Genomic DNA, 14,033 nt, shown 5'->3' on the forward strand with positions numbered 1-14,033 from the left:
AAGGAGATCAAAATGGGACATGTTGTTTTAAGCACCCCTATTGTTACGATGTTTGTCGTTTATTCGCTGTTAATGCTCTATATTGGTTTTTATTTTTACAAACAAAATGAAACGACTGAAGATTATTTCTTAGGCGATCGTTCTATGGGGCCTGTGATTAGCGCTTTGAGCGCGGGAGCGAGTGACATGAGCGGGTGGCTTTTAATGGGATTACCTGGAGCTTTATATGTGGGGGGCTTATCAATTCACACATCGCCATAGGCTTGAGTTTGGGAGCGCTTATTAACTGGGTTTTTGTGGCTAAGCGCTTACGCATTTATACGAGCGTGATCGCTAATTCTATTACCATTTCAGATTATTTTGAAACGCGCTTTAGCGATGATAAACACATCTTGCGCTTGATTTCAGCTTTTGTGATTTTAATCTTTTTTATTTTTTACATTTCTTCAGGGCTAGTGAGTGGGGCTAAACTCTTTGAAGCGACCTTTGGCATTCAATACAACTACGCTTTAAGCATTGGCACGCTAATCATTGTTTCTTACACCTTTTTAGGGGGGTATAAGGCGGTGTGCTGGACGGATTTGATTCAAGGGCTTTTGATGATGAGCGCTTTAATCGTGGTGCCGATCGTTATGATAATCCATCTTGGAGGGATTGGAGAGGGGATTAAAATCATTAGAGAGATCAAGCCTGAAAACCTTTCTTTCTTGCAAGGCTCTAGCGTAGTCGCCATTATTTCAAGCCTTGCTTGGGGGTTAGGCTATTTTGGGCAGCCCCATATTTTAGTGCGTTTCATGTCTATCCGCTCCATTAGAGATGTGCCTAAAGCGACCACTATTGGGATTTCTTGGATGGTTATTTCTTTGATTGGGGCATGCGTTATGGGGCTTTTAGGCGTTGCGTATGTGCATAAATTTGATTTGAGTTTAGAAGACCCTGAAAAGATTTTCATTGTGATGAGTCAATTGCTCTTTAACCCTTGGATCACAGGCATTTTATTGAGCGCGATTTTAGCGGCGGTGATGAGCACGGCCAGTTCACAATTGCTTGTAAGCTCTTCTACCATTGCTGAAGATTTCTATGCGACGATTTTTAATAAAGATGCCCCGCAAAAACTAGTGATGGTTATTTCTAGGCTTTCGGTTTTAGGGGTGGCTTGCATCGCTTTTTTCATTTCAACGGATAGAAACGCCAGCATCCTCAGCATCGTGAGTTACGCATGGGCTGGCTTTGGCGCGAGTTTTGGCTCTGTGATTTTGTTCTCGCTTTTTTGGTCAAGAATGACGCGCATTGGCGCGATTGCTGGCATGCTCTCTGGGGCTAGCACGGTGATTTTATACGATAAATTTGGCAAAAGCTTTTTGGATATTTATGAAATCGTTCCGGGCTTTATTGTGGCGAGCGTAGCTATTGTGGTGTTTAGTTTGTTTTCTAGCGTGCGAGCAGGCACTAAAGAGGCCTTTGAAACCATGCTTAAAGAAATTGAGAGCTTGAGGCATTAAAACGCTTCAAATGAGTTTGGTTTAATCCTTAAATCCCCCTATGCTCTTTAATCAAACCTTAACCTATATTTCTTTATTTTCTGGGGCAGGAGTGGGGTGCTATGGGCTTTTAGAAGAGGGGTTTGAATGCGTTGCTACCAATGAAATTTTAGAAAAACGCTTGAATATCCAAAGGATCAATCGCAAATGCAAACTAGATGAAAGCTACATTAGTGGGGACATTAAAAAACCAGAAACAAAAGAAAAAATTTTAAAACAAATTGGATTTTATTCTAAAAAATTTGGTAATGATAGGGTTGATTTAGTGGTAGCAACCCCACCTTGTCAAGGCATGAGCGTGGCCAATCATAAAAAGAAAAACGATGAAATCAAACGGAATTCTTTGGTGGTTGAGAGCATTGATTTGATCAAGCAAATCAAACCCAGATTTTTTATTTTAGAAAATGTCCCTAGTTTTTATAAAACAGGTTGTATAGACAAAAATGACAATTTACTAGAAATAGGATCTATGATAGAGCAAAATTTGAGTGGTGAATATATGCTCTATGATGAGGTGATCAATTTTAAAAATTTTGGAGCTAATTCAAGCCGAACAAGAACTTTAGTGATAGGGGTTTGTAAAGAGTTTAAAGATTTTACAAGCGCGTTAGAATTTTTCCCTGATTTCAAACAAGAAAAAACCTTAAAAGAAGTGATAGGCTCGTTAAAACCACTTACTTGGGGCGAGTATGATAGCGCAGATTTTTATCATAGTTTTAGAACTTATCCAAAGCATATGCAAGAATGGATTAAGGATTTAAAAGAAGGACAAAGCGCGTTTGAGAATACAGAATTAAACAAAAAGCCTCATAGAATTGTTGGCAGTAAGATTGTCTTAAATGTTTCTAAAAATGGCGATAAATATAAAAGGCAAAAATATCATAGCGTTGCCCAAACATTAGAAATCAACATGATCATTGGCGGGCCTCCATGTCAAGGCTTTTCTAATAAAGGGAAAAATTTAGGGCTGAAAGACCCTAGGAATTTTTTATTCTTAGAATATATAAAAATAATATCTTCACCAAAACCAAAAACTCCTAACAAAACCCTAAATAGCGTTACTATCAAGTCCGCTTTAATCTTTGTTTGTGGCACAGTTACAACGAATTTTAAAAATAACTGCCAAATAATAACTATTTTTTTCACAACTTGTCAAGTGATTTAAAAAAAAACAAAACACCCCTAAATCACTACAAATAGCGTTACTATGAGGTTAATTAATATTAGATTAGATAGCAAAAAAAGAACACTACTGCTAAAATTTTTTCACAAAAAATAAAAATATCCTAGCTATATTAAACAACAAATAAGCGCAAGAAAAAAATAAAACCTCAAAAACATTTTCTTTTTAATGCCGCTTTAAATAAAATAAATAGACTTTATAATACAAAGTGAAAAGTTTTAAAAATTTTCTCTATATTCTAAAAAAAGAGCGGGTCGGTGAATTACCCAACCGCTAAAGCTAGGGGGGATTTTACGGCATTTGGTGGCAACGCTTAAAACCTTGTGCTATAAGTGCATTCACATAGCGTTTTACACACACAAGCTAATCTACATTATCATCAGCGTTCGCTAGTGCTATAAGTTCGGATATATTCATTTGCCTATAGTCGCTATTCTCCTTGCATTCTATCGCTTGGATTTGCTCTTTTCCAAACAATGAAACCCCAGCGTCAATGAATAGTTTTGAAACTTTTTCAGCCGCTACAATAATGTTCACATTGTCTTTCACTTTATCGCCTGCTCTTTTTATCATCTTGATCAGCTCACCTCTTGCTACAATGGCACAAAATAAAATCTGTTTTTTAATGTAGGCGGTGTTCATCGCTTTCAAAATCAATTCGTCGCTACTGGTTTCAGCTATCGCTTCCACTACCACTGGGTCAAGGTCTAAGTTTTCTAAACTTTGTTTTAAAACTTCTTTTACTTCTTCTTTTTTAGTGTCTAAAAATAAACCCATTTTGTCCGTTGTCAGCTTGTCTTCTAAAACTGCGGCGGCTTCGTTAATGATCTTTTTCTTTTCCCATTTGTCCCGTATCTTAAACTTTCTTATTAAATTGACGCTCACGCCATACTTTCTACTTAATGCGTTGATGCTCATCCCATGCGTTTCATACATGGCCCGTATCTCTTTTAAAATAACCTTATTTTCCCACTCCCCATCCATCACCCATAACGATAAGGTCCTGTTACTAATGCCGAATTTTGAAGCGATCTTTTGTTTAGATTCTAAGCTCCTTTCATAGTATCTTTTCACTTTAAGTTTAAAGTCGTTTGGGTAAGCTTTATTTACTTTTTTATTTTCTATCATCTTATTCAGGTTCGCTGTAGGGATTGATTTGTTGGTATTCTTTTAATTTAATTTTGCCTTGATTCTTTTGAATGTGTTCAAGGCGTTTTTTATGCTTCAATAGCTCTAAAATCACGCTTTCAGGCACTTTGCCTCCTAAACTCTCTAAATTATTTATGTCTTGTTCTAAAATTTGAATCAGTCGTCCTTGATTTTCTCCTAATCTTGCGGTGTTCTCTTCTTTGCTTCTAAAACCAAACTTCGTCATCTCTTGCGCGTCTTTGATTTTTTGATTAGTGAGCTGTCCGCCAATCTGCCTCGCCGTAGAGTAAGAGTAATTTTTTAAGGCGTTCACGGTCTCTGCTTCATCGCTATTTAAGCCGTAAAATCCGTTAGTTTTTTCATTAGCAAACCTTTTAAGCGCGCTAAAAATCCCGCTGTTATCTTGCGCTTTTTCTATCAGCCTGTCGCCCAAATTTAAAGCCTTAATACCATCGTAAATTTTACTTGTTGCGCTCGTTAAATTCTTCACTCTTGTTTGATTTTCGCTTGTTATATTCAAATTCCCGTTTAAATTCACATTCAAATCCAAACCTAAAAACTTTTTAGCCATGTAGTAGTCAAAAGCCGTGATGCTTCTATTTTTGATCTTGTTATCCAAATAAGCGATCCCGGTAGATAGATAAGACGGCTCAGCTTCTAAATCCTTAACGCTTTCTTTAGCTAAAGCTTGATGATTAACTAAAGCTTGACTATTAGCTAGATTTTCATTATTTGCTACTGCTTCGCTTTTTTCTTCTTGCTTTAGCGGTTTATAAAGGCTGTTTAATTGCTCTTCAAAAATTTCGCTTTCGGTTTTTTCGTTGGCCATTCTTTTGTCCTTTCTTTTAGATTATTTTGAAAATGTTTTTTTTAAACGCTTCTTTGTCTAGCTTGCCTTCTGCTATGAGTTCTTTACGCTTCAAATTATAAGCGATCTCATTTTCTATTTTCATCTTATTGTTTAAATTTTCGGCTTCCAACATTAAAGCGTTTTGCATTAATTGCACCTTTTGGCTTTCTAGCGTTACCTGCAAATAGCATAACGCTTTTAATTCTGCTATTTTTAACGCTTTAAGTTTCTCAGCTTCGTTTAAAAAGTTATCGACGCTTTCTTTAATATATTTTTTTAAAAATTCGCTTTCAAGCTCTTTTAAAAACATTTCTTTTAAATTTTCATTAATCACGCTATAAAAGGCTTTCGGTTGTGATGCTAAAAAACTAAAATCTAAATTCTTAATCACGCTTTCCGTGATAGCGTTCAATTGGCTTTTTAAAATCCCTAAAATCTTGCCCGTTAATGCGTTTGTGGTTTCGTTTGTGGTTTCGCTCACAATTTCTTTTTTAGCTTCTTGTAGTTTGCTTTGTAACTCTCTATCGCTTAAAAGGTTATTTAATTCGCTTTTAATCTCGCTTTTTAGTTTTTGCTTCACAGCGTTAGTAATCGCTTGCTTGTCAAATTGGCTTAAAAGTTCGTTTCTAACTTCTGCGATTAGCGTTTGATTATCCACAAGTTCCTTAACTTTTTTTTTACGATTAAAGGCATCTCTACTAATTTGCCGTTTAAGTAGCCTTGAAATTCGTTTTTTAAGCTTTCTAAATTCTCGTTAGCTTTAGTATTGACTAACTCGCTTAATTCATTCCTTGCTAAGTTTAACACTTCATTATTTTTTTGTTTAAGCGTTTCGATTTCGTTAATGAGTTCTTGTATCTTATTGTAGAGTTTCATTATCCACTCCTTGCTATCTTTAACAAACATTTTACAAAATAGCGTTAATTATTTTAAGGGTTATGTTTTTTAAAGGTGTTAATTAAAGATTCATAGCCTTGTATCTTGGCTTCGCATGTGTTGTCTTTTAAGATGATTTTGTGGTATTTGTCTTTGATTTTGGTTGCTTCTAAAAGCTTGTTAGTCTTGTATTGTTGGCTTTCTAATTCCATTTTTTGGATAACTTCGTTCTGTTTGATCAGATGCGCTTGATTGGTGTTTAGCCTTTCGTTCGCTAACGCTAATTTAGTTTTTAGATTAGCGCTCAAACCTAACAAAAAAACGATGATAAGATAAGGCATAACGCCTTTAAAAACCCTAAAAATCAGACCGTAAGGCATTAGCTAAAATTTAAACATAGGTTTAGAGTAAATCGCTTTAAATTCCTCTTTAGTGATGGTTTTAGGCTTTGGCGTTCCTTGCGTGTTTAATGCGGTTTTTGCGCTTGGTGTGGTTGGCGTTGGTGTTTTCATAGCGTTATTATTATCCACGCTTACGCTCGATTTAGCGCTTGGTATGGCTTTCTTTAGCCAGTCTTGCTGTTTTTGATTTAGTTCATTTTCAAGTTCTAAGGCTTTCGCTCTGATATCGTTTAGTCGTTTGTCTTGCCTGTGCTTTTCTTCGTTCATGGCTTGCTGTCTTTTAGCAAAATCCATGCTTTGTTCGGCTTGTCTTTTTTGCAAGTCAAACGCTTCGGCTTGTTTCTTATTATTTTCTAAATCTCGCATTCTTTGATACTTCAACGCTTCCTCTCTTATCTTAGCGTTATCAAAAAGGCTTCCTGCGTTCGCGATCATGTTTGCGAAATTGCCCATGCTTTCATTAAGCAACAAATTAGCGTATCGTTGGTTATTCAACGCTTGATTAAAACTATCAAGCCCGCCTCTGCCCGCTGTGATGCTTTCAAAATAAGTCATTAGCTCGTCCTTTCTTTGAGTTTGTTAGCGATCACGCTTATGGTGATGTTTTTAGCTAAATTTATTTTAGCGTTATTCGCTTTAAAGGTGATCGTGTGTTTTCCTACCTTATCGCTCCTAAACAAAAACACGCTACCGCTCGCTAATAGTTCGTTAGCTTCATTGTAAAAGCCTTCGGTTGCGTTAGACAAAGTGCTAAACCCCCATAACCTCGTCGGCGCATCTTTCAAAACTTCTAACTTATCGCTAAAAACCTGTATAGAATTAACTTCGCTTTGTTCGTTCAACTTCTCTAATTCCTTACTCAATCCGTTTAATATTGTTTTAAGTTCGTTTGTTTGTTCTTTTGCTGTTTTCACGCTCGTAATCTTATTGCCATTCAAATTGATCTGATCGTATTCACTGCCAATTTCCGCGATAATCTTAAACGCTGTTTCAAAATTATTGGGTGTGATCCCATTAGCGGCGTTGGCCTGCACTTGCAATAAGCTTACAAATGCGTTCGCTCGGTTAATCATAGCGTTATCTTTTAGGCTTTTTAGCATCGCTTGGCATTGGATGAGTTTGTTTAAGGTTTCGGCTTTGGCGTTTTGTAAATTCGCTTGCATACCTAAAAAATCCATCTGCATTTTAGCTCTCACTTGCTCGCTTTGTAAGCCTTGCGCTTCTTCATTTAAAGCTAACTGCTCGCTTTGTAAGGCTGCTTGCATGCTCGTCGTGTTCAAATCTTTGTTACTGAAATTTTGCTTTTGTAAGGCTTCTTTAAATAAAACAAAATTTCGTATAAATCGTGTTGTATCCATTTTTAAGTCTTATCAATAATTTTAAATAAAAAGTTATTAACGCCCTTGTCTTTGACTAAATCAAAAAACTTTTTTACCGCTTCGTTGCTTTTATAAATCATCTCTTCATCGTGTTGCATCCCTAACAAAACACACCCTAAAGTATCATGCGCGCTGTTTCCTACATGAATTAAAATTTTTCGGTTTGTGAAATCCTTATTATTGGGATCTACAAGTTGCAACACTTCATGGCGTTTATTATCGCATTTTTTATTTTGGTATTCTTTAGGCACCGTGCAACTCGTATCACTCCATGCTAGTTCGTAATCTCTCGCTACGATCGGTTTATCTAAGTTCGGCGTATCCGTTGGCTCTCCGCTGTTTTCTAAAGAAAAGCAACTAAATAGAGCATCTTTTTTTTCATAGTGTTTTAGGATCGCTTTATCGCTTGCTCCTTGATCGTGCGTGCTTTCAAACACTCTAAAACTCCCTAACATGCCGCTTTCTTTCTTGTCTTTCCTTACAAGTGGCTTTAAATCGTGTTTTCTTTCTAGTAAGACTAAAAACATTAATTTCCTTTCGTTTCTTGATATTTAACACTAATTAAGCGTGATTTTTAAGGGTTATGTTTTGTGCAAAACTTCAAATCGTTTTCTAGCGTTTCGGTGTAAATCAATAACGCGCGTAAATATTCTAACGCTTCTAAATGCGCGCTTGGTCGCGATGGCATTTCAATATCGCATTTAATCGGCACTTTCACCTCGTGATAGATTATCTTTTTAGCGCATGCATTAAAACACACGCTACAAACACACGCTAAAAATAAAAGCTTCAAAATAAAAACTTATTGAACAATTTCATAAACTAACGCTTGAGAATGCTTGTAAAACACCCAGTCGTTATTGTATTCTGTGGGAATGCTTTGCGTGGTTTGGTTAGCAAATCTGGCGCTATTCAAAAAGCTCGTTTCAAAACCGTCCATGTTGCTCGTGTAATTCACATTCACCCACAAGTCTTTATGCTTCCTGGTGAATACCGCTATTTTGTAACCCGCTTCATCGCTTGGCGTTAAAAAAATGCTATTCACCCTATAAGTGTCTATGACTTTATTACCAGGAGTCAAATTAGCGGTTTTATTTTGATAAAAGCTATTGATGATCGGATACGCCTTATCATTCGCTTTCAAACACAAAACCATCTCGCCCATGCTTTCGCTATAAATCCCGTTAGTGGATAATTCATAAGGCATGCTAAATTGAACGATATAGCTTTTATTTGCGCTTAAATGGATGCTAGCAAATTCAAACAATTCCCTAAATTCATCGCTGTCGTTTTTGAAAAAACTTTGACGCCCATAAACATAAATCCCTACAAATTTCATATTAACGCCTTGTAGTCGTGGCGTGTTTAGTAGGTTTTGCGTGCTATCTTTCAGTTTTTCTAATTCTTTCGCTAGATTATTTTTAGCTTCTGTGAGTTCAGCTACAAGATTGCTTTTTAATTCGCTTCCTGCTTCGTTTAGCCTTTGTGTTTCGCTTTGTAATTCTAAATTCAAGCGTGCTTCTAATTCTTGCTTTTTAGCTTCTATTGCGCTCACTAAAGCGTCAATTTTAGCCTTTAATTCCTGTTCGGCGTTTTCATAGCCTGCTAACTTGCTTTTAATTACTTGTACCATTTCTACGATTTTCACATCGTGTTCGTTGAAGTTATCTAAAATCTCTAACTGGTTCAAAACCTTTGAAATTTGATAAACCCCCTCTAAACTAGAATAAACCTGCTCTTTAAAATCCCCGTTATTTAAAGCGTTTTCTAAACCTTTCAAATCCATGTTACAACCTTTTTTTAAGACTATCTAACGCTAAAGCGCTCACGCTCTCCGCTCCTAAATACCCCACGCCTCCACTTATCGCTACACACAAACTCAAAGGCAAATTAAAAAAATAACCCATGATTTCAAAACTAATCCAAGTAATGAGCATGCTCGATCCCACGCCTTGAATGATGTAAATTAATTTTTCGGTTTTGTTTTTAAAATTTTCGATCCTTATGCTTCGTAAAACATACAAAAACCCCACAAATAAACCAATCATCATAACTAAAAAATACGGAATGAGTTTAGAGATTTCAAACCCTAAAACTAAAGAATGCTGCATGTTATTTGATTTCATTTTTTTCAAATTTAAAATGTTCTAACTGCATGCATTCTGAATACCTATTTAGTGAAATGGTAATGTCTTCTAACACTTTTAAATTATTCATAATTGCGGTTTCTAATTTTGCGGTTTTGTTCATGTCGTTAATGATTAAAACCATTTCAAAAATATCCAACAAACAAAACAAAAACACCACTGCGGGGATCACTTTTAAAAATCTTTCATTCCACATGCGCGCTTCCTTCAAATGCCAGCGTTAAGATAGCTTAACTCTAAATTTTCTAAAACTTCATCATCGCTTTGTTTCTTGCTTTTGACTTTAGCGATAAAATCCCTATAGCCTTTATCCTTTAAAACCGCTACCGCTCTTTTTTTAGCCTTTTTACACGCTAAACGCATTTTTTTAATGTTTTCAACATTTTTAAAATGTTTAATAAGATTTATATTTTTCATAGTAACACTTTCTTTTTCTCTTATTTAACAATAATCAAGCGTGATTTTAAAGGGTTATATTTTGCTAAATCCTCCATGTCGGTTTGGCTTTAAATCTGGCTTTATAGCTTTCTTTAACCTCTCGCTTTATTGGCGCTTTCACGCTCTCATGCGTTAATGCGCTCGCTAGTGCATCTATACAATCGTCTTTTTTAAATGGCTTGTCCGGGTTAAAGCTAAAAAGCTCTTTTTCTATCTGTTCGGTGTTATTGCTAGAATAGCTAAACACTAAAAACCCGGTATTATAAAAAGGCCTGATCGCTTTAATTTTATCCACTTTGGAGATTTTTCGGCTGGGCGTGTAGCAAACGATTTCATCGTTAAGTAATTCCTTATGGTTTTCCTTGTTTTGTTGGTTGTGTCTGGCTAGTGCGACTAAAAGCAAACGATACAATACCAAACCTCCGCCATCACTCTCTATAAAGGTTTTTGCGTCCTTGTATTTTTCTTTAGCGGCTAGAATGTGCTTAATGGTTTCTTCTTCGCTCCATACCCCATAGAAACAATCTAAAACGATATACCTAACGCTTTCTTTGTAATTTTCCACGCCAACGACGACAATAGCCCTATTATCGGCGTTCTGGCTCAAGCTTAAAGCGTTATCTACAAAAATAAAGGTATTCATTTCGCCTAATTCGTGCGTGAAAACTTTCTTTAGATACTGCGGATCAAAATACCCACCACTGCTAACGACTGGATCTTGTTGGTATTGAGCGCTAAATTCATCGTTACCCATTTGCAACCTTAAGGCTTCTAATTGTTGCTTATTGTGTTTATATTCAAATAACGGCGTGTCTTTTTCTCTTGTGTGTTCAAAATCTTTAATCTTGTAAAATTCCTTGTTTTCGTTCAAGGCTTTAAGCTGTATGATTTTCCATTGTTTGATCGTTTCAGTGTCAAACTCTCTTTCGCTCTGCAAAAACCCGCATAAATCATTACTGCCTAAGCGCTGCATCAAAATCGTTATATTAGAGTTAGTGTCTTGCAAGCGTGAAATAACGCTTTCTTTGAAGTTCATATTAACGTTATTGACTTCTTTTTTTGATCCCATGTCGCTCACTTTGATCGGATCATCTATGAGTATCTGGTTAGCGTGAAATCCGGTAAGCGCGCTTTTTAGCGTGGTAACAAACAAGCCTCCACCCTCTCGTAAAATAAACTCCCTTGAGTTGTTTTGCAAAAATTCTAAAGGCTCATCAAAAAAGATACTTTGATAAAAAAAACTGCTCATCAAATCCCTCACCTGGTTAGCGATCTTTCTGCATAATTCATCACTATAGGAAATGTAAAAGATTTTTTTAGTCCGATCTTTTCCTAAACTCCACGCTATGAAGCATCGCGCTATAATTTCGGTTTTTCCATAGCTTGGAGGCATGTTCAAAATTAAACGCCTGATTAATTCATCGCTTTGGCATGTGTTAGGTTGCGTGCATTCTAAAACCTTACATAGATAATTAATATGCCAGTTGTCTAAAAACGGCTTATTTTCGTATCTTTCCCACTTCAAGCGCAAGAATTGGTAAAAATCACGCCTGGCTAACTCTCTTAACGCTAATTCTTTTAAAGCTCTTTGCTTATCCATTAATTAACGCTCCTACAGAAAAACAAACCGCTACTATAAAGCTAAAACCTAACGCTAAAACTAAAACGCTTATTCCTAACATTTCTAAAATCCTATTTAGCATTTTCTAGCCTTTCAATAGTCTAAATTCTGCGCGCTCGGGTATTTTCGCCATGTCGTTTTATCGCTCGTTTTGAGTTTCTTTTTTGGCTTATTCGCATTCGTTTCGGTGTTATTAGCGTTGTTAGCGTTTTCTTGTTGCATTTCGCTAATCGCTACCGCTTGGTTAATTTTTTCGCTTTCGTTCGTGGTTTGTGATAACGCTCCTTGTTCGGTGTATTTGTGCGCTTTGGCTTGTAATTCCAAAATCTCAGCTTGTATTTTTTGGATTTGTAAGGCTTGGATTTGTTGATTATAAGGCGCGTTCGCTTTGGCGTTTTCTTGTTGTAAGGCGTTAGCGTTTTGTATCGCTTCTAAAACATCGTTAGTTATCGGGCTGTCCATGTCGTTTAGCATCAGTGGCACTAAATTAGGCACTAGATCCGGTCTTATAGGCGCTAAAATCTTTAACAATTCGTTCCAGTTATACCATTTTTCGTCTCGGCTTTCCGTCTTTAGTTGGGATTTTAGAATCAAATCAAATTTAAGCGGTCGTATTTTGTTTTCATCGCTAGAATTGATTTTAAAATAACGATCTCCTAACTTCCGATCAACGATCTTAAAAACCTGTTCTTTAGTGAAATACTCGCAAATAAAGCTAATAGCTAACCTAAACACTAATCGATCCATATCATCCGTCGCTTTTAGAAAGGTTTGTAAGCCCATCAAACCGCTTTCTTTCCTTTGCGCGATCGCTACCCCGCTCTGCCTGTTCACTGCCATTCCTAAGCTTTCATCGTTTAGCCCTGCTAAAAGCCTTAATAATTGGCGTTTTTGTTCGGCTTTTTGGCTTAAAGCGCTTAAATCCGCTTGATTGTTCATGAATTGGATCTTATGATCTTTCAAAGCGTTCGGCCGCACTTTGGCGATCGCATTGTCTAAGCTCATGGTTTCTACAAATTCCGCTACATCCACTACAGCGTCCTCTTCAAACATCGCTTTAAAGCTTCCCATCATATTGCCCATGCGGTTTTCGGCGTAGTTAATGAAATCTTGCATGGGCTTAATATATCTAAACAAGCCGTAGTAATTGTTCAGTTCGTCCGTGTATAGCTTAGATACAATAAAAGGGCATGCGCCGTTCTTAAAAGGCTTTAGCTCGCTTTTGTAAATCCCTGCGCTGCGACTCCATAAGTATCTATTCCATTGATAGCTTTTAGTTTCTTCATTGTATTCCTTACACCAACTTTCAATCACGCTCGCTATTCTTTCGTGATTCACGCTTGAATAATTCACGGTTATGCTATCACCAAACAATAATAAAGCTTCTTGCTCCGTGATTTCTAGCATCTTATGAAAACGCCTCGCATCTAATGCGTTCTTATCGGTAGAAAAGTAATCAATTACAAAGCTTTCAGGTTTTAAGGCTTTAATGTCAATCTCTATGTTTTTGTCTTTGTCTTCAATTACCCACAATTGGATCACCCCTAATCCACCGATCAAAAGGTTCTTATCTCTTTCAATCATGGCTTTATCGTAATTTTCGCTTTGTATGAATACCTGCAACAATGAATTCAGTAAATCGCTTAAGGCTCTGTCTTCTTCTTGTTTAGGGCTTAGCCGTATTTCACTAATGCTCTCTATTTTGTAACCTAAAATTTTATTCACAATCACTTTAAACATGTTTTCAACGATCGGCGTTTGACCACGATCTAAAATAATGTTTAGCACGTCTTGCGGGAGTTGATTGCCGTTGTAGTATTTCTTAGCTTCTAAAAATTCAGCGTTAGCGATTAAAGCCTTTTGATAGTCGCTATTAAAATCGTTTTGTAAGGTTGTGAAGTCCATTTTAAGCCTTGTTCTTTTTAATTATTTAAGCAAAATCAAGGCGTGGTTTTAAGGGTTATTTTCGCTCAAAACCTTGTCATTATATCAGCGTTATTTTTAGCGATCGCATCAATCGCTCCCCTATTTTGTAAGCGTTCCGCTTCTCGTGCGTTATAGCGTTGTTTTTCTAGTTCAAACTGCTCTCTTGCCATTTTGGTGCTTTCTTTAGCGCTTTTGTTCTGCTCGCTAAAATTGATCGCCCCCACGATCAAGCTCCCTAAACCCCCGATCGCTCCTCCTAGCATCCCTAAACCTCCATACCCTCCCACGCTCTCCATGAAGTTAGAAAATTTAGAGGCTTTGGGCGTTTCTACGGGCTTATAACTATTCACAAAATCGCTAAAACTCATTTTAGAATAATTCAACAAGCCAAAGTTTTTGGGCATGTTCGCTCGTGCTAGATCTTGCGTGTTTTTAGCGTCTTTAGGTTTGAAGTAGTTCGGATCGTTTAAAGGGTTCTTAAAAAACATTTTTTAACCTTTCTTAAAGTTTTCAAGCGTTCTT

The 14,033-nt window shown here is 36.7% G+C and carries 14 protein-coding genes and 3 pseudogenes; 2 read left to right on the forward strand and 15 right to left on the reverse strand.

The window, feature by feature from the left end; all coding sequences use genetic code 11:
* Positions 1-12: 12 nt before the first annotated feature.
* Positions 13-1,502, forward strand: a pseudogene (gene putP / locus D2C78_00805) (sodium/proline symporter PutP).
* Between the two features lie 40 nt (positions 1,503-1,542).
* Positions 1,543-2,433, forward strand: a pseudogene (locus D2C78_00810) (DNA cytosine methyltransferase).
* Between the two features lie 654 nt (positions 2,434-3,087).
* Here the strand turns inward: D2C78_00810 and D2C78_00815 are convergent.
* The 15 genes and pseudogenes from D2C78_00815 to D2C78_00885 all read right to left on the reverse strand — a co-directional run bounded on the left by D2C78_00815 (position 3,088) and on the right by D2C78_00885 (position 13,999).
* Positions 3,088-3,852, reverse strand: coding sequence for a terminase (locus tag D2C78_00815; protein QEF34655.1), 765 nt, complete (start codon positions 3,850-3,852; stop codon positions 3,088-3,090).
* Between the two features lies 1 nt (position 3,853).
* Positions 3,854-4,702 carry a Coiled-coil domain-containing protein gene (locus D2C78_00820; GenBank protein QEF34656.1) on the reverse strand — a complete coding sequence of 283 codons (849 nt, stop codon included), beginning with the start codon at positions 4,700-4,702 and terminating at the stop codon, positions 3,854-3,856.
* Between the two features lie 16 nt (positions 4,703-4,718).
* A pseudogene (locus D2C78_00825) lies at positions 4,719-5,599 on the reverse strand (hypothetical protein).
* Between the two features lie 53 nt (positions 5,600-5,652).
* Entirely contained in the window at positions 5,653-5,979 is a 327-nt protein-coding gene (locus tag D2C78_00830; protein ID QEF34657.1) for a hypothetical protein, read from the reverse strand.
* A 3-nt stretch (positions 5,980-5,982) separates the two neighbouring features.
* Entirely contained in the window at positions 5,983-6,555 is a 573-nt protein-coding gene (locus D2C78_00835; protein QEF34658.1) for a hypothetical protein, read from the reverse strand.
* Positions 6,555-7,358 (reverse strand): hypothetical protein, encoded by an 804-nt coding sequence (locus tag D2C78_00840; protein ID QEF34659.1) that lies wholly within the window; start codon positions 7,356-7,358, stop codon positions 6,555-6,557. Before D2C78_00840 ends, D2C78_00835 begins: the two co-directional genes overlap by 1 nt.
* Before the next feature lie 2 nt (positions 7,359-7,360).
* Entirely contained in the window at positions 7,361-7,906 is a 546-nt protein-coding gene (locus tag D2C78_00845) for a hypothetical protein (GenBank protein ID QEF34660.1), read from the reverse strand.
* 47 nt (positions 7,907-7,953) lie between these two features.
* Entirely contained in the window at positions 7,954-8,172 is a 219-nt protein-coding gene (locus D2C78_00850; GenBank protein ID QEF34661.1) for a hypothetical protein, read from the reverse strand.
* A 9-nt stretch (positions 8,173-8,181) separates the two neighbouring features.
* The gene (locus D2C78_00855; GenBank protein QEF34662.1) at positions 8,182-9,165 is read right to left on the reverse strand and encodes a hypothetical protein; all 984 of its coding nucleotides are present in this window, start codon (positions 9,163-9,165) and stop codon (positions 8,182-8,184) included.
* A gap of 1 nt (position 9,166) precedes the next feature.
* On the reverse strand, positions 9,167-9,490 hold the full coding sequence (locus D2C78_00860) for a holin (GenBank protein ID QEF35792.1): 324 nt from the start codon (positions 9,488-9,490) through the stop codon (positions 9,167-9,169).
* A gap of 1 nt (position 9,491) precedes the next feature.
* Complete coding sequence (locus tag D2C78_00865; GenBank protein QEF34663.1) at positions 9,492-9,722, reverse strand: hypothetical protein; 231 nt, start codon at positions 9,720-9,722, stop codon at positions 9,492-9,494.
* 11 nt (positions 9,723-9,733) lie between these two features.
* On the reverse strand, positions 9,734-9,943 hold the full coding sequence (locus D2C78_00870; GenBank protein ID QEF34664.1) for a hypothetical protein: 210 nt from the start codon (positions 9,941-9,943) through the stop codon (positions 9,734-9,736).
* Positions 9,944-10,007: 64 nt separating this feature from the next.
* Entirely contained in the window at positions 10,008-11,564 is a 1,557-nt protein-coding gene (locus D2C78_00875; protein ID QEF34665.1) for a hypothetical protein, read from the reverse strand.
* A 114-nt stretch (positions 11,565-11,678) separates the two neighbouring features.
* A complete protein-coding gene (locus D2C78_00880) occupies positions 11,679-13,490 on the reverse strand; it encodes a portal protein (GenBank protein QEF34666.1) in 1,812 nt (603 codons plus the stop codon).
* Positions 13,491-13,555: 65 nt separating this feature from the next.
* Positions 13,556-13,999 carry a hypothetical protein gene (locus tag D2C78_00885; protein QEF34667.1) on the reverse strand — a complete coding sequence of 148 codons (444 nt, stop codon included), beginning with the start codon at positions 13,997-13,999 and terminating at the stop codon, positions 13,556-13,558.
* Between the last annotated feature and the right edge of the window lie 34 nt (positions 14,000-14,033).

The organism is Helicobacter pylori (assembly GCA_008032935.1).
Classification (GTDB): Bacteria; Campylobacterota; Campylobacteria; order Campylobacterales; family Helicobacteraceae; genus Helicobacter; species Helicobacter pylori_CX.

Excerpts from the sequence above, each read along its gene's own strand:
- D2C78_00815 (QEF34655.1), bottom strand. The coding sequence starts at position 3,852 with ATGATAGAAAATAAAAAAGTAAATAAAGCTTACCCAAACGACTTTAAA.
- D2C78_00820 (QEF34656.1), bottom strand. The coding sequence starts at position 4,702 with ATGGCCAACGAAAAAACCGAAAGCGAAATTTTTGAAGAGCAATTAAAC.
- D2C78_00830 (QEF34657.1), bottom strand. The coding sequence starts at position 5,979 with ATGCCTTACGGTCTGATTTTTAGGGTTTTTAAAGGCGTTATGCCTTAT.
- D2C78_00835 (QEF34658.1), bottom strand. The coding sequence starts at position 6,555 with ATGACTTATTTTGAAAGCATCACAGCGGGCAGAGGCGGGCTTGATAGT.
- D2C78_00840 (QEF34659.1), bottom strand. The coding sequence starts at position 7,358 with ATGGATACAACACGATTTATACGAAATTTTGTTTTATTTAAAGAAGCC.
- D2C78_00845 (QEF34660.1), bottom strand. The coding sequence starts at position 7,906 with ATGTTTTTAGTCTTACTAGAAAGAAAACACGATTTAAAGCCACTTGTA.
- D2C78_00855 (QEF34662.1), bottom strand. The coding sequence starts at position 9,165 with ATGGATTTGAAAGGTTTAGAAAACGCTTTAAATAACGGGGATTTTAAA.
- D2C78_00860 (QEF35792.1), bottom strand. The coding sequence starts at position 9,490 with ATGCAGCATTCTTTAGTTTTAGGGTTTGAAATCTCTAAACTCATTCCG.
- D2C78_00865 (QEF34663.1), bottom strand. The coding sequence starts at position 9,722 with ATGTGGAATGAAAGATTTTTAAAAGTGATCCCCGCAGTGGTGTTTTTG.
- D2C78_00870 (QEF34664.1), bottom strand. The coding sequence starts at position 9,943 with ATGAAAAATATAAATCTTATTAAACATTTTAAAAATGTTGAAAACATT.
- D2C78_00875 (QEF34665.1), bottom strand. The coding sequence starts at position 11,564 with ATGGATAAGCAAAGAGCTTTAAAAGAATTAGCGTTAAGAGAGTTAGCC.
- D2C78_00880 (QEF34666.1), bottom strand. The coding sequence starts at position 13,490 with ATGGACTTCACAACCTTACAAAACGATTTTAATAGCGACTATCAAAAG.
- D2C78_00885 (QEF34667.1), bottom strand. The coding sequence starts at position 13,999 with ATGTTTTTTAAGAACCCTTTAAACGATCCGAACTACTTCAAACCTAAA.